The sequence below is a fragment of the Mesobaculum littorinae genome, from assembly GCF_004011175.1.
In the GTDB taxonomy this organism is placed as follows: domain Bacteria; phylum Pseudomonadota; class Alphaproteobacteria; order Rhodobacterales; family Rhodobacteraceae; genus Tranquillimonas; species Tranquillimonas littorinae.
The window spans coordinates 105,181-122,964 of the sequence record NZ_RQXX01000002.1; the positions used below are offsets into that span (position 1 = coordinate 105,181).

At 71.0% G+C, this 17,784-nt stretch carries 14 protein-coding genes and 1 pseudogene; 8 read left to right on the forward strand and 7 right to left on the reverse strand.

The genetic code is table 11. The features are described from left to right. Nucleotides 1–8: 8 nt before the first annotated feature. Together EKE94_RS05305 and ubiA are read right to left on the reverse strand one after the other, a co-directional pair. Nucleotides 9–2,111, reverse strand: coding sequence for an OmpA family protein (locus EKE94_RS05305; protein ID WP_127905576.1), 2,103 nt, complete (start codon nucleotides 2,109–2,111; stop codon nucleotides 9–11). Nucleotides 2,112–2,174: 63 nt separating this feature from the next. Then, nucleotides 2,175–3,149 carry a 4-hydroxybenzoate octaprenyltransferase gene (ubiA, locus tag EKE94_RS05310; protein WP_127905577.1) on the reverse strand — a complete coding sequence of 325 codons (975 nt, stop codon included), beginning with the start codon at nucleotides 3,147–3,149 and terminating at the stop codon, nucleotides 2,175–2,177. 16 nt (nucleotides 3,150–3,165) lie between these two features. On the opposite strand from ubiA, the pseudogene EKE94_RS05315 reads away from it, so the two are divergent. From EKE94_RS05315 to EKE94_RS05325, 3 genes and pseudogenes are all read left to right on the forward strand, one after another. Next, a pseudogene (locus tag EKE94_RS05315) lies at nucleotides 3,166–3,897 on the forward strand (16S rRNA (uracil(1498)-N(3))-methyltransferase); the annotation flags it as partial. Nucleotides 3,898–4,025: 128 nt separating this feature from the next. Continuing rightward, nucleotides 4,026–4,646: a hypothetical protein gene (locus EKE94_RS05320; RefSeq protein WP_127905579.1), complete on the forward strand. Its 621-nt coding sequence runs from the start codon at nucleotides 4,026–4,028 to the stop codon at nucleotides 4,644–4,646. Between the two features lie 19 nt (nucleotides 4,647–4,665). After that, nucleotides 4,666–6,036, forward strand: a complete 1,371-nt coding sequence (locus EKE94_RS05325; protein ID WP_127905580.1) for a glutamate--cysteine ligase — start codon at nucleotides 4,666–4,668, stop codon at nucleotides 6,034–6,036. Nucleotides 6,037–6,180: 144 nt separating this feature from the next. Here EKE94_RS05325 and plsY read toward each other — a convergent pair whose 3' ends face one another. The 5 genes from plsY to EKE94_RS05350 all read right to left on the reverse strand — a co-directional run bounded on the left by plsY (nucleotide 6,181) and on the right by EKE94_RS05350 (nucleotide 10,421). Then, entirely contained in the window at nucleotides 6,181–6,765 is a 585-nt protein-coding gene (plsY, locus tag EKE94_RS05330; RefSeq protein WP_127905581.1) for a glycerol-3-phosphate 1-O-acyltransferase PlsY, read from the reverse strand. A gap of 124 nt (nucleotides 6,766–6,889) precedes the next feature. After that, nucleotides 6,890–8,173 carry a dihydroorotase gene (pyrC, locus tag EKE94_RS05335; protein WP_127905582.1) on the reverse strand — a complete coding sequence of 428 codons (1,284 nt, stop codon included), beginning with the start codon at nucleotides 8,171–8,173 and terminating at the stop codon, nucleotides 6,890–6,892. Beyond that, nucleotides 8,170–8,754, reverse strand: a complete 585-nt coding sequence (locus tag EKE94_RS05340; RefSeq protein ID WP_127905583.1) for a hypothetical protein — start codon at nucleotides 8,752–8,754, stop codon at nucleotides 8,170–8,172. The genes pyrC and EKE94_RS05340 overlap by 4 nt, the downstream gene beginning before the upstream one ends. Next, nucleotides 8,751–9,374 carry a hypothetical protein gene (locus EKE94_RS05345; RefSeq protein WP_127905584.1) on the reverse strand — a complete coding sequence of 208 codons (624 nt, stop codon included), beginning with the start codon at nucleotides 9,372–9,374 and terminating at the stop codon, nucleotides 8,751–8,753. Before EKE94_RS05345 ends, EKE94_RS05340 begins: the two co-directional genes overlap by 4 nt. Nucleotides 9,375–9,476: 102 nt before the next feature. After that, nucleotides 9,477–10,421, reverse strand: coding sequence for an aspartate carbamoyltransferase catalytic subunit (locus tag EKE94_RS05350; protein WP_127905585.1), 945 nt, complete (start codon nucleotides 10,419–10,421; stop codon nucleotides 9,477–9,479). A 253-nt stretch (nucleotides 10,422–10,674) separates the two neighbouring features. Here EKE94_RS05350 and EKE94_RS05355 point away from each other — a divergent pair, with 253 nt between their 5' ends. The 5 genes from EKE94_RS05355 (at nucleotide 10,675) to EKE94_RS05375 (ending at nucleotide 17,614) form a co-directional block, all read left to right on the forward strand. Continuing rightward, nucleotides 10,675–11,520: a uracil-DNA glycosylase gene (locus EKE94_RS05355; RefSeq protein WP_127905586.1), complete on the forward strand. Its 846-nt coding sequence runs from the start codon at nucleotides 10,675–10,677 to the stop codon at nucleotides 11,518–11,520. Continuing rightward, nucleotides 11,517–12,104 carry a metallophosphoesterase family protein gene (locus EKE94_RS05360; protein ID WP_127905587.1) on the forward strand — a complete coding sequence of 196 codons (588 nt, stop codon included), beginning with the start codon at nucleotides 11,517–11,519 and terminating at the stop codon, nucleotides 12,102–12,104. Before EKE94_RS05355 ends, EKE94_RS05360 begins: the two co-directional genes overlap by 4 nt. Nucleotide 12,105: 1 nt before the next feature. Beyond that, nucleotides 12,106–12,636 (forward strand): molybdenum cofactor biosynthesis protein B, encoded by a 531-nt coding sequence (moaB, locus tag EKE94_RS05365; RefSeq protein ID WP_127905588.1) that lies wholly within the window; start codon nucleotides 12,106–12,108, stop codon nucleotides 12,634–12,636. A gap of 97 nt (nucleotides 12,637–12,733) precedes the next feature. Further along, nucleotides 12,734–14,218 carry an efflux RND transporter periplasmic adaptor subunit gene (locus EKE94_RS05370; RefSeq protein ID WP_127905589.1) on the forward strand — a complete coding sequence of 495 codons (1,485 nt, stop codon included), beginning with the start codon at nucleotides 12,734–12,736 and terminating at the stop codon, nucleotides 14,216–14,218. A 3-nt stretch (nucleotides 14,219–14,221) separates the two neighbouring features. Further along, nucleotides 14,222–17,614: an efflux RND transporter permease subunit gene (locus tag EKE94_RS05375; protein WP_127905590.1), complete on the forward strand. Its 3,393-nt coding sequence runs from the start codon at nucleotides 14,222–14,224 to the stop codon at nucleotides 17,612–17,614. The last annotated feature ends 170 nt before the right edge of the window (nucleotides 17,615–17,784 follow it).

The following is a 17,784-nucleotide window of genomic DNA, read 5'->3' on the forward strand; positions in this document are numbered from 1 at the left end:
CGTGTCCCTCAGTCGTCCGTCTGCGGCCGGGGCCGCGGGGTCGGGTCGCCCTCGCCCGGGGTGCGCACCTCGGGCACGACCCCGCTTTCGTCGGGCCGATCCGCGGCGCTGTCATCGGCGGCACCGTCGCCGTTTTCGCCCTCCGCGTCACCGTCCTCGGCGCTGTCACCATCCTCCGCGCCGTCTGCGGCGGTCGCGTCGCTTTGCGTGTCGGTCGCAGCGTCGTCCGGGGTGCCCTCTTCTGCGTCGGCCTGGGCCTGAGCCTGAGCTTCGGCCTGGGCTGCTGCCTCTTCTTCCGACACCAGGAGGGCGAATTCAATACGTCGGTTCGCCTCGCGGCCCTCTTCGGTGCCGTTGTCGGCAATCGGTTCGCTTTCGCCGTAGCCGCGGGCAGTGAGGTTCGAGGTCGGCACGCGGCGGGCGCGCAGGGCGCCCAGCACGGCCTCGGCCCGGGCCTGCGACAGGTCGCGGTTCATCGTCTCGCGCCCCTGGCTGTCGGTATGGCCGCCGACCTCCATCGTCACGTCTTCGCATTTGCGCAGGATGTCGGCGATGCGGTCGACGGTGTCCCGGGCGGCGGAATCGATCATGTCCGAGCCGGGTTCGAAGGTGATCTGCCGCGCCGCGAGGACGGAGTTGGCCTGATCCACGCATTCCTGCGGCGTCGGCAGGCCCAGCGTGGGATCGAGCGTCTTGTCATAGGCCACGTCGATGGTGAAATCGGCCTCCTCGCCCAGCTTGCTGGCGAGGATCCGCGCGATTTCCGAGCGCGCCTTCTGCACGCCGGTCGTGCCCGAGACGGCGATGCTGTCGGGCTCGACGATCACGGTGCCGAACTCCAAAAGCGCCATGGCGTCCAGCGCGGCGAGGATGCGCGGGCCCCACCCCTCGGGCAGGTCGGCGACGGTGCGTGTGGCATCGGTCACCTCGCCATGGCCAAAGCGGGCGCGGGCAAAGGTTTCGATGGCGGCACGGGTGCGGGCGTCGGGCACGCGGCCGCGCAGCCGCACCTCGCCCTCTTCGGTCTGCGTGGCGATGAACTGCGGCGGTCCCTGCGGGGCGGGCGTGGCCTCTTCGGGCGGCGGGGGCAGGGTGGCCTGCAGGGCAAAGACCTCGGGCAGCGCGCCTTCCAGCGCGCCGACCTCGGCGTCGAAGAGCTCGGGCGCGGTGCCCTGCGCGGCGACAAGGCTGATATCGGCATCCGACACGGTCAGGGTTCCGCCGCCCAGCCGCCCCAGCGTTCCGATCGCGGCCGACATCGCCTCGGGCCAGTCGGGCGAGGGCACGCCCAGGCCGATGGTGCAGTCGCCGCCATCCTCCATCCCGGCGTCGGCGGCGGCCTTCAGGATGCGGTCGCGGCCCTGCGTTGTCGCGGCCGAGCACGCGTCGAACCGCGCGCCACGGTCGTCGATCAGGAAGCGCAGGGTGAAGGGGGTGATGACCGGCCGTGGCGCGGCGATGTCGAGCGCAAGGCGCAGCCCTTCGGGGCGGGTCCGCGACAGGCGGGATTCGATGCGCTCCCGGTCCTCGGGCGATTGCGAGATCGCGGTGACGGCGACCCGCCCGGCCGAGATCGAGACCTTGGATTGCGGCAGATTCTCAAGTGCTTCGATGCCGTAGTCGAGCGCGCTCTGCCAGCCTTTGGGAGAGGGGAAATCGGCGCTTTCCAGCAGGTCGGCGACGTCGTCGGTATCGGCAGCGTCCGAGATGCTGGCCGCCAGTGCCGCGCGGTCGGTCGCGGCGGGGATCAGCCCGATCACCGACACGCCGTTGTCGTTGCGCAGGATTTCGACCGAGAAGTCCGGCGCCGCGATGCGTTCGGCCTCGGCCACGGCCATGTCGTCGATCACCCGGGCCGAATCCACCACGCGCCCGGCGATCGACAGGGCGCGGAACCGCGTCGCCTCGGTCTGGGCGGTGCCGGTCAGGCGCAGTTGCAGCCCGTCGGCGCGCACCTCGACCCACTCCTCGCCCGCTGCCGTCAGGGCGCCGCGCACGTCGGTGACGGCCTGTTTCTCGATCTGCGCGACCGCCACCGAGGCGGCATAGAGGGCCGCCGCGGCGGCCACGAGAAGGACGAGGATCGTCGGAACGACGGAGCGAAGGCGCATAAGGCAGGTCTGGGGTCGGCTTCGGGCTGATCGGGGTCTAGTCTGCGGGAGCGGGGCGCACAATCAAACCATTTGTGCGATGGCGAGAAACAGCGCAGCCAAAAGGCCCGTGTCGCGGTTGGCGCGGAAGAGCCGCAGGCACCCCGCCGTGTCGTCGATGTCGAGCCGCGACATCTGCCAGGCCATGTGCCAGCCCAGAGCCCACGGCGCCCCCAGCGCCAGCACCAGCGCCAGCGCATGCACCCGTCCGGGCAGGGCGGTGACGATGGCGGCGGCCATGAAGAGCACGGCCGCCATCAGGAACAGCCGCAGCCAGCGGTAGGTGTCGGTGCCGAAGAGCCGGGCGGTGGACTTGACCCCGATCAGGGCGTCGTCCTCCTTGTCCTGGTGGGCGTAGATCGTGTCGTAGAACAGCGTCCAGGCGATGCCCGCGACGTAAAGCAGCACCGCCGGCAGGTCGAGCGACCCGGTCACCGCCGTCCAGGCCAGAAGCGCGCCCCAGTTGAAGGCGAGGCCCAGGAACACCTGCGGCCACCACGTGAAACGTTTGGCGAAAGGATAGATGCAGACCGGCGCCAGCGCCACGATCCCCATGGCGATCGCCGCCGGCGGAAAGGTCAGCAGGATCACGAAGGCCACGCCCGCCTGCGCCACCAGCCACAGCCGCGCCTGCCGGATCGTCACCTGCCCCGACGGCAGGGGGCGCGAGCGCGTGCGCGCCACGGCGGCGTCGAAATCGATGTCGGCAAGGTCGTTCCAGGTGCAGCCCGCCCCCCGCATCAGCACCGCGCCCAGGGCGCAGCCGATGCCGATCCAGAGGTCGTAAAGCGTGAACCGGCCCAGCGTCAGCGTCGCCAGCAGCAGCCCCCACCAGCAGGGCAAAAGCAGAAGCCATGTGCCGATCGGCCGGTCGGCGCGCGACAGCCGCAGGTAGGGCCGCCACGCCGCGGGGGCGCGCCTGTCGACCCAGTTGCCCTTGACGGCATCGGCGACGTGCCCTTCCTGTGCAGGGGGCGTGGCCTTCGGCGCGTCGTGCATGGAAGGGGATCCTCGAATGGCGGAAAAGGTCAGGCTTTATGTAGAGCATCCCCTCGGTGCGGGGCAAACCGTTCCGCTCGACCGGGGGCAGGCGCACTATCTCTTCGGCGTGATGCGGCTGGCGGCGGGGGCGACGCTGTCGCTTTTCAACGGTGCCGACGGCGAATGGCGGGCCGAGGTCACCGAAGCCGGCAAGCGTGGCGGCACGCTGACCTGCGTGGACCGGACCGCGGCGTTTTCCCGCCCGCCCGACCTGTGGCTGCTGTTCGCGCCGGTGAAGAAGACGCGCACCGATTTCATCGTCGAGAAGGCGACCGAGCTGGGGGTGCGCGACATCCGCCCCGTCAGCACGGATTTCACCAATTCCGAGCGTATCCGCCGCGACCGGCTGCAAGCCCACGCCGTCGAGGCGGCCGAGCAGTGCGGCGGCGTCTTCGTGCCCGAGGTGCACGAGCTGTCGCGACTGGATCGCCTGCTGGCGGACTGGCCCGACGGGCGCGCGCTTTGGTTCTGCGACGAGGCGCAGGCCGGCAGCTCATCGGGCCTTGCGCCCCTTTTCGCCGAGGCCGGCCTCGGCGCCCCGGCAGCCATACTGATCGGCCCCGAGGGCGGTTTTTCCGATGCCGAGCGCGCCCGGCTGCGGACCCACCCCGCGGCCCGCAGCCTGTCGCTGGGCCCGCGCATCCTGCGCGCCGATACCGCCGCGGTGGCCGCGCTGACCTTGTGGCAGGCGTGGCATGGCGACTGGTCCGACCGGGCGGAGGCCCCTTCTTCGGCCGACGCTCCGGACGGGTGGGCCGGTGATGACGGCGGCAGGGTCCGCGAAGCGACCGATGGACCGGCGGGCGGCGCGGCCGCCGGCCGGGACGCCGCGGGATGAGCCTTTTGCGCCCCGAGGCGCGCGCGGCGTTGATCCGCTGGCGCGAGACGCTGACGGGCCTGGCGACGGTGGCCCTGGGCGCGTGGTGGATGACCGGGCCGCGCGGTCTGTTGTTCTGGGTCGGCGCCGTCGTCGTGCTGGCCGGCGCGGCGCTGGCCGTCACCGGCACATTGCGGGCGCGGTTCCGGGCCGTGTCGGGCGGCGCCGGCGTGGTCGAGGTGGTCGAGGGGCAGCTGGCCTATTTCGGCCCCGATCACGGTGGTGTCATCGATCTGGGCGCGATCACCGCGCTCTGGCGCGTCCCCGGCGGCTGGCGGATCGAAGCCGGGCAGGCCCAGCCGCTTCTGGTGCCCCTGGGCGCCACGGGAGGCGAGGCGCTGTTCGACGCCTGCACCCGCCTGCCGGGATTTTCGAGCGCGGCAATGCTGCGCGCCCAGCAGATGCAGCGGGACCTGCCGCACAGGGTCTGGGCCCGTCCCGACGGGCCGAGGGACGCGCCGCGCATGCCGGGCGTGGGGCGGAACGGGGCAGGGGATACAGCCGGGGACGGTGCCGGGGCGGGGGCGCCCGGCGCATTGACTTCCCGCGCGGGTCCGTCCACGACATCGCGAAATTGAATGCGAACGGAGCGGCCAGATGTCGATCCCACAATCCGGCGGCGGCCCGATCGAAAGCCACGATCAGCTCGCAGGTTACCTCGCTTCGGGCTGCAAGCCGCCCGAGGACTGGCGTATCGGAACCGAACACGAGAAGTTCGGCTATTGCCGCGACACGCTGGCGCCCCTCCCCTATGACGGCGACCGGTCGATCCGGGCCATGCTCGAGGGCCTGCGCGACCGCTACGGCTGGGCGCCGGTTAGCGAGGGCGGCAAGCTCATCGGTCTTGAAAAGGACGGCGCGAATGTCAGCCTGGAGCCCGGCGGTCAGCTTGAGCTGTCCGGCGCCGCGCTGGAGACGATCCACCAGACCTGCGACGAGGTGAACGCGCACCTGGCCGAGGTCCGGTCGGTCGCGGACGAGATCGGCGTCGGCTTCATCGGCCTTGGCGCCGCGCCGCACTGGACGCATGACGACATGCCCCTGATGCCCAAGGGGCGCTACAAGCTGATGGACAGCTACATGCGCAAGGTGGGCACGCTGGGCACCCAGATGATGCGGCGCACCTGCACGGTTCAGGTGAACCTCGACTTCGGGTCCGAAGCCGACATGGTGAAGAAGTTCCGCACCTCGCTGGCGCTGCAACCGGTGGCCACGGCGCTTTTCGCCAATTCGCCGTTCCTCGAAGGCAAGCTCAACGGGCACAAGTCGTGGCGGTCGCGGGTCTGGCGCGATCTGGATGCCTCGCGCACGGGGATGCTGCCCTTCGTCTTCGAGGACGGGTTCGGGTTCGAGCGCTACGCCGAATACGCGCTCGACGTGCCGATGTACTTTGTCTACCGCGACGGCGTCTACATCGACGCACTGGGGCAATCCTTCCGCGATTTCCTGAAGGGCGAGCTGCCGGCGTTGCCGGGCGAGAAGCCGACCCTGAGCGACTGGGCCGACCACCTGACCACAGCCTTCCCCGAGGTGCGGATCAAGAAATTCATGGAGATGCGCGGCGCCGATGGCGGCCCGTGGCGGCGGCTTTGCGCGCTGCCCGCCCTGTGGGTGGGGCTGCTTTACGACACGACCGCCCTGGACGCGGCGTGGGACCTGGCCAAGGGCTGGGATGCGGAGACGCGCGAGGCGCTGCGTGTCGCCGCGTCGGTCGATGGGCTGCAGGCCGAGGTCGGCGGCATCCGGATGCTGGACCTTGCCCGCGAGGTCGTGGACATCGCCGAGGCCGGGCTGAAGGCGCGGGCCCGCCCCGGGGCGGGCGGGCTTCTGCCGGACGAGACGCATTTCCTCAACGCCCTGCGCGAAAGCGTCGAGACGGGCCGCGCGCCGGCCGATGACCTGATCGAACGGTTCGAGGGCGATTGGAACGGCGACGCGACGCGGGTCTTCGCGGAATATTCCTACTGAACCGCCGCGCATTCTGACGCACCGCGCATCCTGACGCGCGCCCCGGCCCGCGACGCGCGGCCCGAGCCGCGGTGCGTCGCGTCTGAAGGGCGCCTCCGTCCTGGCGGACGGGATCGCTGCGGACCGGCCCGTAGCCAGGGGGAGCTACGTCTTCTTGCGGCCGATGCGGGGTTCATCCCCCCGCAGGATGCGGGCGATGTTGGCCTTGTGGCGCAGGAAGATCAGCGCCCCCATCAGCAGAAGCGCCAGGGCGAGCGGCGGGCGCCCGAGCGAAAGCGCCCAGATCGGGGCCAGCGCCGCGGCGACAAGCGCCGAAAGCGACGAGATCCGGGTGATCGCGGCGCTGACGAGCCAGGCGCCGCAGGTGAGCAGCCCGATGGGCCAAGCCAGCGCGAGCAGCGTGCCGAGATAGGTTGCCACGCCCTTGCCGCCCTTGAACCCGAGGTAGAGTGGGTAGCAGTGGCCGAGGAATGCCCCCACGCCCGCCGCCTGCGCGGCTTGTTCGTCGAGAAGCGCCCGGGCGGCCAGCACCGCCAGCCCGCCCTTGCCGGCGTCGAGCAGGAGGGTCAGGGCTGCGGCGGTCTTGTTGCCGGTGCGCAGGACGTTGGTGGCACCGATATTGCCCGACCCGATCTGGCGGATGTCGCCCAGACCGAAGGCGCGGGTGATCAGCAGGCCGAAGGGAATCGAGCCCAGCAGGTATCCGGCGAGGGCGAGGAGGATCAGCACGGGCGGGCCTCATGGATCTGGCCGGGGCGCGCGCGGCGCGGGCAGAAGCCTCCGGCGGGAGTATTTTTGAAGAGAAGAAGCGGGGGGCGTGGCGGGGTCCGGACGGGCGCGGGATGTCGCATCGTCAGGCTTCAAAGACGCGGGCGCCCGCGACCCATGTGCCGAGGACGCGCCCCTCCATCCGCTGGCCGTCGAAGGGCGTGTTCTTGGATTTCGAGCGCAGCTTGAAACGGTCGAGGAGGAAGGGCGCATCGGGGTCGAAGAGCACGAGGTCGGCCGGGGCGCCGGTGGCGAGGCGCCCCTGCGGCAGGCCCAGCCTGCGGGCGGGGTTGAGCGACAGCGCGCGCCAGAGGCCGGGCAGGTCGAGCGCGCCCGACTGGTAGAGCCGCATCGCCGCGGGCAGCAGGGTTTCGAGCGCCACGGCGCCCGAGGCGGCCTCTTCGAAGGGCAGGCGCTTGGATTCCTCGTCCTGCGGGGTGTGCATCGAGCAGATGACGTCGATCAGGCCCGAGGCGACGGCGGCGACCATCGCCTGCCGGTCCTCCTCGGCCCGCAGCGGCGGCTTGACCTTGAAGAAGGTGCGGTAGTCGCCGATGTCGAGCTCGTTGAGCGTGAGGTGGTGGATCGATACCCCGGCCGTGACGTCGAGGCCGTTGCGCTTGGCCCGTTCGAGCGCGGGCAGGGCACGGGCCGAGGTGATCTGGTCGGCATGGTAGCGCGCGCCCGTCATCTCGACCAGCGCCATGTCGCGGTCGAGCGCCATGCGCTCGGCCATGGGTGACACCGCCGGCAGGCCGCGCAGCGACGCGACCTTGCCCGAGGTCGCGGCCGCACCGGCGGAAAGCCCCGGGTCCTGGGGGTGGGCGATGACCAGCGCGCCCAGCGACCGCGCGTAGGTCAGGCAGCGCGACAGAACCTTGGTGTCGGTGACCACGCGGTCGCAATCGGTGAAGGCCACCGCGCCCGCATCCATGAGGAGCCCGATCTCGACCATCTCGCGCCCCGCCCGGGCGCGGGTCAGCGCGGCCATGGGCAGCACCCGGACGGGGCTGTCGGCATTGGCGCGGCGGGCCACGAATTCCAGCACCTCGGGCGTATCGATCGCGGGGTCGGTGTCGGGGCGGGTGACCATCGTGGTGACCCCTCCGGCGGCGGCGGCGAGGCCTGCGGTACCGAAGCTTTCCTTGTGCCGCTCGCCCGGTTCGGAGACCTTGACGCCGATATCGACGATCCCGGGGGCAAGGCAGCGCCCGCCCGCGTCGATCCGGGTGGCGGCGGAAAGCCCGGCGCCCTGCGGGTCGTCCGACAGGGCCGCGATGCGGTCGCCGTCGATCAGAAGTGCGCCGGGGCGGTCGGTGCCGGTCTCGGGGTCGATCAGGCGGGCATTGGCGATCAGGGTCGTGGTCATGCTGTGGCGGTCCCGGAGGCGGTGGACTGGATCTGGTGGATAAGGCCCATCACCCGGCGCCCCTCGGCGATGCGGCGAAAGCCCACACGGCGGCGCACCCGGCGCGGGCGCGAGTGGCGGTGCCCCCGGTCGCGGCGGTCGTGATGGCGGATCTCGCGCCAGTCCTCGGCGAACCAGACATCGTCGGGCGGGCCGGGGTCGAGCGTGACGGGCGTGTCGGGGCGGATCGGCCAGGAATTCAGGCGGCGCCGACCGAAAAGCTCGGTCGCGATGAAGGCGCGGCGGTCGGTCAGGGTGTACCAGGTGTGGCGGCGACGCAGCGCGTCCCAGGCAAAGCGCCCGGCCAGCATGTAAAGCCCTATGCCGAGGAAGGGCAACGCCCAGAGCATGGCGAGCGGCGGCCCGTCGGCGGCGATTTCGCGCAGGATGAGGACTGACACGGCCGTGAAGGCCAGACCGAAGACCGACCGGCCCAGCCCGCCCGACAGCACCAGCGCGCCGTCGGGGCGGCCCTGCCAGAGGATCTCCTCGCCGGGATCGAGGATCCCCTCCCAGCCGTCTTCGGGCGCGGGCGAGGTCATCCGCCGCCCCCCGAGGCGCCGCCCCCCGCAGGTCCGGCCGTGCCGGTCACGAGGAGGGCGATGACCAGGATCACCAAGGCTGCGACGGCGAGACCCAGGAACACCGGGACTCGCACCGGGGCGCGGGCGCGGCTGCGGTTTGGTTCGGGCGGCGGTGCGGCCTGCTGTGCCGCCGCTGCGGAGGCTGCGGCAGACTGCGGCGCGGGTCCCGCGGGGCGGGCGCCTGCCTCGTGGAAGGCGCCGACATAGTCCAGCGGCGCGCGGGGGTGCAGGGTCTGGGCCACGCCGCCGAAGGCGCGCGAGGGCAACAGCACGACGGCGCCCGTCACCGCGTCCAGCCGGTCGCGCGCGGCCAGCACGTCCTGCGCCGCGATGCCATGGCCCTCGGTCAGGTAGCCCGAGAGGCCGAGCCCCTCCAGATCGGAAATCGGGAACGCCTCGACCGCGTCGGGATCGAGGTGATCGGCGCCAAGCGCATGGCGCAGCGGCCAAGCCGCGGCGGGGTCGTCGGTATCCTCGCGCCGGTCGCGGAAGCGGGCGATTCCGTCCGCGGGCATATCCAGCGCGAAGACGCGCACGGTGTCGTGGTCATCGGCGGGGATCGTGATGTCGGATGTCATGCGGTCTCCTCTGGCGCGTCACCATGCCAATGCGCGCGGGCCGCGCGCGGTTCGCCGCGGCGAGGCAGGCAGCGGCAGCGGGGGTGGCCCATCATGCCGCCATCACGCCGCGGCCCGCGATGCCCGCAGGTTGCGCGCCAGCAGGTCCATCGCCGCCATCCGCACCGCGACCCCCATCTCGACCTGCTGGCGGATGACCGAGCGGTTGATGTCGTCGGCCAGCGTTCCGTCGATCTCGACCCCTCGGTTCATCGGGCCGGGATGCATGACGATGGCATCGGGGGCGGCATGGGCCAGCTTTTCCGCGTCCAGACCGTAGCGATAGAAATACTCGCGTTCGGACGGGACGAAGCCGCCGTCCATCCGTTCCTTCTGCAGCCGCAGCATCATCACCACGTCGGCCCCCGCCAGCCCCTCGCGCATGTCGTCGTAGACCTCGCAGCCCCACTCGGCGGCGCCCGCGGGGATCAGCGTGGGCGGGCCGATCAGACGGATGCGGCTTTCCATGCGGTTGAGAAGCAGGATGTTCGATCGGGCCACGCGGGAATGCGCGATGTCGCCGCAGATCGCCACGGTCAGGCGGTGCAGCCGCCCCTTGGCCGCGCGGATCGTCGCGGCGTCCAGCAGCGCCTGCGTGGGATGTTCGTGCCGCCCGTCGCCCGCGTTCAGCACCGCGCATTCGACCTTTTCGGCCAGCAGGCCCACCGCGCCCGATTGCGGGTGGCGCACGACCAGCAGGTCGGGGCGCATCGCGTTCAACGTCAGCGCCGTGTCGATCAGAGTCTCGCCCTTCTTGATCGAGCTCGCCTGCATCTGCATCGACATCACGTCGGCGCCCAGCCGCTGGCCGGCCAGTTCGAAACTGGCCTGCGTGCGGGTCGAGTTCTCGAAGAACATGTTGACCTGGGTCAGACCCGCAAGCGCAGTGCCATGCTTGTCGTCCGAGCGGTTCTGGCGGTGATAGTCCTGTGCCAGATCGAGGATCGCGGTGATCTCGTCCGGGCCGAGGTGTTCGATGCCGAGCAGGTGCCTCTGGCGGAAGGTCATGGGGCGGCCCCTTCTGCATTGCCGCGCCGCTTATAGAAGCCGCCGCGCCCTGCGGCAAGGTGAAGCGCCATCGCGGTGCCCGAGACGGTTCCCGTAGCGGGGGCTTTCCCGGCTGGGCAACCGTGGCTCGCGGGACCTCGCGCGGGCCGGTAGCTCACCCGGGCCCGGACATCACGCGGGAATGACCGGTTCGGTTCGGCATCGGGCGCTTGTCGTCTTTTCCTCGCCCGGCCCAGGGCGTAGCTTGGCCGGGATGCTGAGCTGGGATGAATACGAGACGGCGCGGGCGATGCTTGCCTGGCAGGTCGAGCTTGGGGCGGACGAGGCGATCCTCGACGCGCCGGTCGACCGCTATGCCGCGCCACCACCGGGCCCCGCGGCGGCAGGACAGGCTGCAACCGGGCAGGCTGCAACAGGCGCGCCCGCCTCCAACGCCGCCCCGGGCACCGTGGCGCGTGCGGCCCCGCCCCCGGCGGCACCGGCGCCCGAGGTCGACGCCGTGGCGCTGGCCCGGCAGGCCGCGCAGGCGGCGGCCGATCTCGACGGTCTGCGCGCCGCGATCACCGCCTTCGAAGGCTGCGAGCTGAAGCGCGGCGCGCGCAACACCGTTTTCGCCGACGGCAACCCGGAAGCGCGGGTGATGATCGTGGGCGAGGCGCCGGGCGCCGACGAGGACCGGCAGGGGCTGCCCTTCGTCGGCCGCGCGGGGCGGATGCTGGACGCGATGTTCGCGGCCATCGGCCTGTCCCGCGGCGCCGCCGAAGGGCCGTCGGCGCTCTACATCACCAACGTCCTGCCGTGGCGTCCGCCCGGCAACCGCGACCCCGAGGCCGACGAGATCGCGATGCTGATGCCCTTCGTCGAACGCCACATCGCGCTGGCGGAGCCGGACGTGCTGATCGCGATGGGCAACATCTCGTGCCACGCGCTGATCGGGCGGCGCGGAATCACACGGATCCGCGGCCAGTGGGCGCAGGCCTTCGGACTGCCCGTGCTGCCGATGTTCCACCCCGCCTACCTGCTGCGCCAGCCGCATGCCAAGCGCGATGCCTGGTCGGACCTGCTGAGCCTGCAGGCCCGCCTGCGCGAGGCGCCATGAGGCTGCTGGCCTTCTCCGACGTGCATTGCGACCTCGAGGCCTGCGCCGCACTGGTCGCCGCTGCGAGCGACGCGGACCTGGTGATCGGCGCGGGGGATTATGCGCAGATGCACGACGGGCTGGCCCCGACGATGGACGCGCTGGCGCCGCTGGCGGGCAAGGCGGTGCTGATCCCGGGCAACAACGAAACCGACACCGCCCTGCGCGCCGCGACCGCCGCGATGGTGATCCATTGCGAAACGGTGACCCGGGGCGGGCTGGTCATCGCCGGGATCGGCTGCGCGGTCCCGCCGCTGCCGCCGCATGTGGGCTCTTTCGACATGACCGAGGACGCGGCCGCGCAGGTGCTGGACGCGATCCCGGCCGCGGACATCCTTGTCACCCATTCGCCGCCCGCGGGCATCGCCGACCGGTTGCGCGACGGTCGCCGGGTCGGCTCGCACGCCGTGCGGGCGGCGATCGTCCGGCTGCAGCCCCGGCTGGTGCTCTGCGGCCATATCCACGACTGCTGGGGCGAGGAGGGGCGGATCGGCGCCAGCTGGATCCGCAACCTCGGCCCCCGCCCCAACTGGGTCGAGATCTGACATGACCGAGCGCAGCTTCATTCCCGTCCGCATCGCGGTCCTGACCGTCTCGGACACCCGCACCGAGGCCGACGACCGCTCGGGCGAGGTGCTGGCGGGGCGGATCGACGCCGCCGGACACGTCCTGGCCGCGCGCCGCATCCTGCCCGACGACCGGGCCGAGATCGCCGGGGCGCTGCGCGCCTGGTGCGCCGACCCCGGGATCGACGTGATCCTGACCACGGGGGGCACTGGCCTGACCGGGCGCGACGTCACGGTCGAGGCGCACCGCGACGTTTACGAAAAGGAGATCGACGCCTTCTCGACCATGTTCACCATCGTCAGCATGGAGAAGATCGGCACCAGCGCGGTGCAAAGCCGCGCCTGCGCGGGCGTCGCGCAGGGCACGTATCTGTTCGCGCTGCCCGGATCGCCCGGCGCCTGCAAGGACGCCTGGGACGGGATCCTTCTGGCCCAGCTCGACTATCGCCACCAGCCTTGCAATTTCGTCGAGATTTTCCCGCGCCTGACCGAAAAAGAGCGACGGAAATAACGACGCCGCCCGTAACAGGGTTTTGCCTTGTCGCAGTATCGCGGCAGGATACACTTTCTGCTTGTGCCGCCGACCCGGCCGAAAGGGCCCTGCCGTCATGCGTTTTCTGACCCGCTCCCTTCTGGGGATATTCCTGCTGGCCGCGACGCTGGGGCTTCTTGCGCTGGCCGCGGGTACGCTGTTGCGCGCGGTCGAGGTGCGGATGGCGGACGAAGGTTTCTCGCGTCCGGCGCGCGAACGGACCTTTGCGGTCAACGTGCTGTCCTACGATTCCGAGACCGTGGTGCCGGTGCTGTCGACCTTCGGCGAGATCCGGTCGCGCCGGACGCTGGACCTGCGCGCCACGGTCGCGGGCGAGGTGGTCGAACTGGGGCCGGGCGTGGAAGAGGGCGGCGCGGTCGAGGCCGGGCAGCTTCTGTTCCGTCTCGACCCCACGGACGCCGAAACCGCGCTGGAGATCGCGCGCACCGACCTGAAGGATGCCGAGGCCGAGCTGCGCGATGCGCGCCGCAGTCTCGATATCTCGCGCGACGACCTCGCCTCGGCCGAGGCCCAGTCTGAACTGCGCGCGCGGGCGGCGACACGTCAGCGCGACCTGACCTCCCGCGGGCTGGGGGCCGAGTCCGAGGCCGAGACCGCCGAGCTGGCCGCCGCCTCGGCCGAGCAGGCGGTGCTGTCGCGCCGGCAGGCCCTGGCCGACGCACAGGCGCGTATCGACAGCGCCACCACCGCGCTGTCCCGCCAGCGCATCGCCCTGTCCGAGGCCGAGCGCACGGTCGAGGATACCCGGATCGTCGCCGGGTTCGACGGCGTCATCTCGGATCTCGCGGTGACCGAGGGCGGGCTGGTCTCGAACAGCGAGGTTCTGGCCCAGCTGGTCGATCCGCAGGCGCTCGAGGTCGCGTTTCGCGTCTCGACCCCGCAATACGCGCGGCTGCTGGACGCCTCGGGCGGACTGCTGGACGCGGATGTGTCGGTCTCGCTCGACGTGAACGGCTATTCCATCGCCACCACCGGGCAGATCAGCCGCGAAAGCGCGGCGGTGGCCGAGGGGCAGACCGGGCGGCTGCTGTTTGCCACGCTCGACGGCGCCGCGGGCTTTCGCCCCGGCGATTTCGCCACCGTCGCGATCGAAGAGCCGCCCCTGCCGCGCGTCGCCCGGCTGCCCGCCGCGGCGGTCGACGCGGGCAACTCCGTGCTGGTCGTGGGCGAGGATTCGCGCCTCAGCGTCGCCCCGGTCGAGCTTTTGCGCCGTCAGGGCGACGCGGTGCTCGTCCGCGCCGATCTGGAAGGCGCGCGCATCGTCGCCGAACGTTCGCCGTTGCTGGGCGCGGGGATCAAGGTCACGGTGACCGACCCCATGGGCGAGGCCGGCACCGCGGAGGACACGGCGGCGGCCACGGATGCGGAAACGCCCCCCATGGTCGCGCTCAGCGCCGAGCGGCGCGCGCGGCTTGTCGCTTTTGTCGAGGCCAGCGATGCGATGCCGAGCGAGGCCAAGCAACGGGTGCTGGCGCAGCTGCGCGAGGCCGAGGTGCCCAGCGACATGGTCGCGCGCATCGAAAGCCGGATGGGGGGCTGATCCGTGGCACGCAGCCTGTCCGCCGCGGGCGGTGTCCTGTCCTACTTCGCACGCCACCGCACCGCGGCGAACCTTCTTCTGGTGGTGCTGATCGCGCTGGGGATCGCGGCGATGCCGCGCCTGCGGGCGCAGTTCTTTCCCGACATCGTGACCGACGAGGTCGACATCTCCGTCACCTGGGAGGGGGCGGGCGCCGAGGATGTTGACCGGGCCATCGTCGACCTGCTGGAACCGACGCTTCTGGCGGTCGACGGGGTTGAGGCCAGCGAAGCGCGATCCTCCGAGGGCCGGGCGCGGATCGAGCTTGAGTTCGAGCCGGGCTGGGACATGTCGCGCGCGACCGAGGACGTGCAGACGGCCGTCGATTCGGTATCGAACCTGCCCGAAAGCGCCGAAGACCCCGAGATCCGCCGCGGCGGCTGGTACGACAGGGTGACCGACGTGGTGATCACCGGGCCCGTGGGCGTCGACCAGCTGGCCCGCTTCGGCGACGAGTTCGTCGCGCGGCTGTTCCAGGCCGGCGTCACCCGGACCACGATCCGCGGCGTATCGGCCCCCGAAACGGTGGTCGAGGTCCCCTCGATCAACCTGATCCGCTACGACGTGACGCTGTCGGACATCGCGCAGGCCATCGGCGCCGAGGCCGACGCCAACCCGGCGGGCGAGGTGGGCGGCGGCGCCCGCGTGCGCACCGGCAGCGCCCGCCGCAGCGCCGAGGAGATCGCCGCCATCGTCCTGCGCTCGGACCCCACGGGCGCCAACCTGACCGTGGGCGACGTGGCCGACATCCGGGTCGAGGGGGTGGACCGCGACCAGGCCTACTACGTGGGCGGCGACCCCGCGATTTCGATCAGGGTCGACCGGACCGAACAGGGCGACGCGATCAAGATCCAGCGGCAGGTCGAGGAGATTGCCGCCGAGGTCGAGCGTGGCCTTCCCTCGGGCGTGCGGATCGACCTGATCCGCACCCGCGCCGAGGAGATCACCGGCCGGCTGAACATCCTGCTCGACAACGGGTTGACCGGGCTGGGGCTGGTCGTGGTGCTCTTGTTCCTGTTCCTCAATGCCCGCACCGCGATCTGGGTGACGGCGGGCATCCCGGTGTCGATGCTGACGGCGGTGGCGCTGATGTATGCCTTCGGCCTGACGCTCAACATGATCTCGCTTTTCGCGCTGATCATCACGCTGGGCATCGTCGTCGACGACGCCATCGTGGTGGGCGAACACGCCGATTTCCGCGCCCGCCGCCTGCGCGAGGCCGGGCCCGACGCGGCTGAAACCGCGGCCCGGCGGATGTTCGCGCCGGTCTTCTCGTCGACCGTGACGACGGTCATCGCCTTCTTCGGGCTGACCGCCATCGGCGGCTATTTCGGCGCGATGATCGCCGACATTCCCTTTACCGTGATCGCGGTGCTGACGGCGAGCTTTGCCGAATGCTTCCTGATCCTGCCCAATCACATGGCCCACGCGCTGGCCCACGTGGACCGCGACCACTGGTACGACTGGCCGTCGCGGCAGGTGAACCGCGGCTTCGACTGGGTGTCGCGGCGGCTGTTCCGTCCGCTGATGGCCGGCGTGATCTGGGCGCGCTACCCGGTGCTGGCCGGCGTCATCGTGATCTTCGCCAGCCAGGTCGCCATCTTCGTGCGCGGCGATCTTCAGTGGCGCTTCTTTGCGTCGCCCGAACAGGGCTCGATCTCGGCCAACTTCGCGATGACGCCGGGCGCCACCCGCGAAGACACCTATGACTTCATGCGCGACCTGCAGCGCGGGGTCGAGGATCTGGGCGAGGAATATGCCGCCGAATACGGCCGCAACCCGGTAGCCTACGCGATTGCGCAGATCGGCGGCAACACGGGCCGCGGGCTGGCGGGCAGCGACAGCAAGGAAACCTATCAGCTGGGCTCGATCGCGATCGAGCTGATCGAACCCGACCTGCGACCCTATTCCTCCAACGCCTTCGTCTCCGAGCTGCAGGAGAGCGTGCCGGGCCACCCGATGCTCGAGACGCTGAGCTTTCGGAGCTGGGGCGCCGGGCCGGGCGGCGATTCGCTCGACGTGCAGCTCTCGGGGGCCGAGACCGGCGTGCTGAAACAGGCCGCAGAGGAGCTGAAAACGCGGATGGCGGCCTACCCCGAGGTGTCGGCGCTGGAAGATTCGCTGGCCTACGACAAGGACGAGCTGATCCTGAACCTGACCCCCCAGGGGCAGGCGCTGGGGGTGTCGATCGACGCGCTCGGCCAGACCCTGCGGCAGCGCCTGAACGGGATCGAGGCCGCCAGCTATCCCGACGGTACACGTTCGGCCACGATCCGGGTTGAGCTGCCCGAGGACGAGCTGACGGCGGATTTCCTCGACCGGATGCAGATCCGCACCGAAAGCGGCGCCTACGTGAACCTCGCCGATATCGTCACGGTCGAGCGGCGGTCGGGGTTTTCCACGATCCGCCGCGAGAACGGCATCCGGCTGGTATCGGTCACCGGCGAGATATCCGAGGATGACCCCGCCCGCGCGCAGGAGATCAGCGACGAGCTGCGCGACGTGATCCTGCCGGGGCTCGAGGCCGAATTCGGCGTCCAGACCCTGATGTCGGGGCTGGCCGAGCAGGAGAACGAGTTCCTGACCGATGCGGGCGTCGGCTTTTCCTTCTGCATGCTGGGGATTTACCTGACGCTGGCGTGGATCTTCGCCAGCTGGACCCGGCCGCTGGTCGTCATGGCGATCATTCCCTTCGGGCTGATCGGCACCATCTACGGCCACCACCTGTGGGAGGTGCCGCTGTCGATGTTCACCGTCGTCGGCCTGATCGGGATGACCGGGATCATCATCAACGATTCCATCGTGCTGGTGACGACGATCGACGAATACGCACAGACCCGGGGGCTGGTGCCCGCGATCATCGATGCGACGGCGGACCGCCTGCGGCCCGTCCTCCTGACCACGCTGACCACCGTACTGGGCCTTGCCCCGCTGCTTTACGAAGGGTCGAGCCAGGCACAGTTCCTGAAACCCACCGTGATCACGCTGGTCTACGGGCTGGGCTTCGGCATGGTGCTGGTCCTGCTGGTGGTGCCGGCGCTTTGCGCGATGCAAAGCGACCTGTCCCGCCAGATACAGGCCGCGCGCCGGGCCCTAGGTGTCGGGCGCCGGGCGCGGGTGGTCGGCGTCACGGTCTGGGGCGTGGTGCTGGGCATCGCCGCCCTCTTTGCCGCGACGCTGGGCCCGGCGGTGACGGGCATCGGCCAGCCGATGGCCACGGGGCTCTTGTCGGCCGAACTGCCTCTTTTGCAGATGTTCGCGCTCTTCCTCGCAGGGGCCGCCGCGCTCGTCCTCCTGGGCTTCGCGGTCGGCGGCACGGTGCTGGCTGTGCTCTCACGGCGCCGCGCGGCGGGGTAGGACGGCGCAGGGTCTTGGCCGAGGCCTGCCCGGGCCGCCGGGCCCGCGTCCTCCCTGCACGCCTGAAGGGGTCGGTTGCCTTTTGGGGTGGCGCAGACCGGGCAGGCGTAAGGCCCGGCCACGGGTATGACGGTTTTGCCCGGCGATCCTGCGCCCTGCGCTGCGTGCTG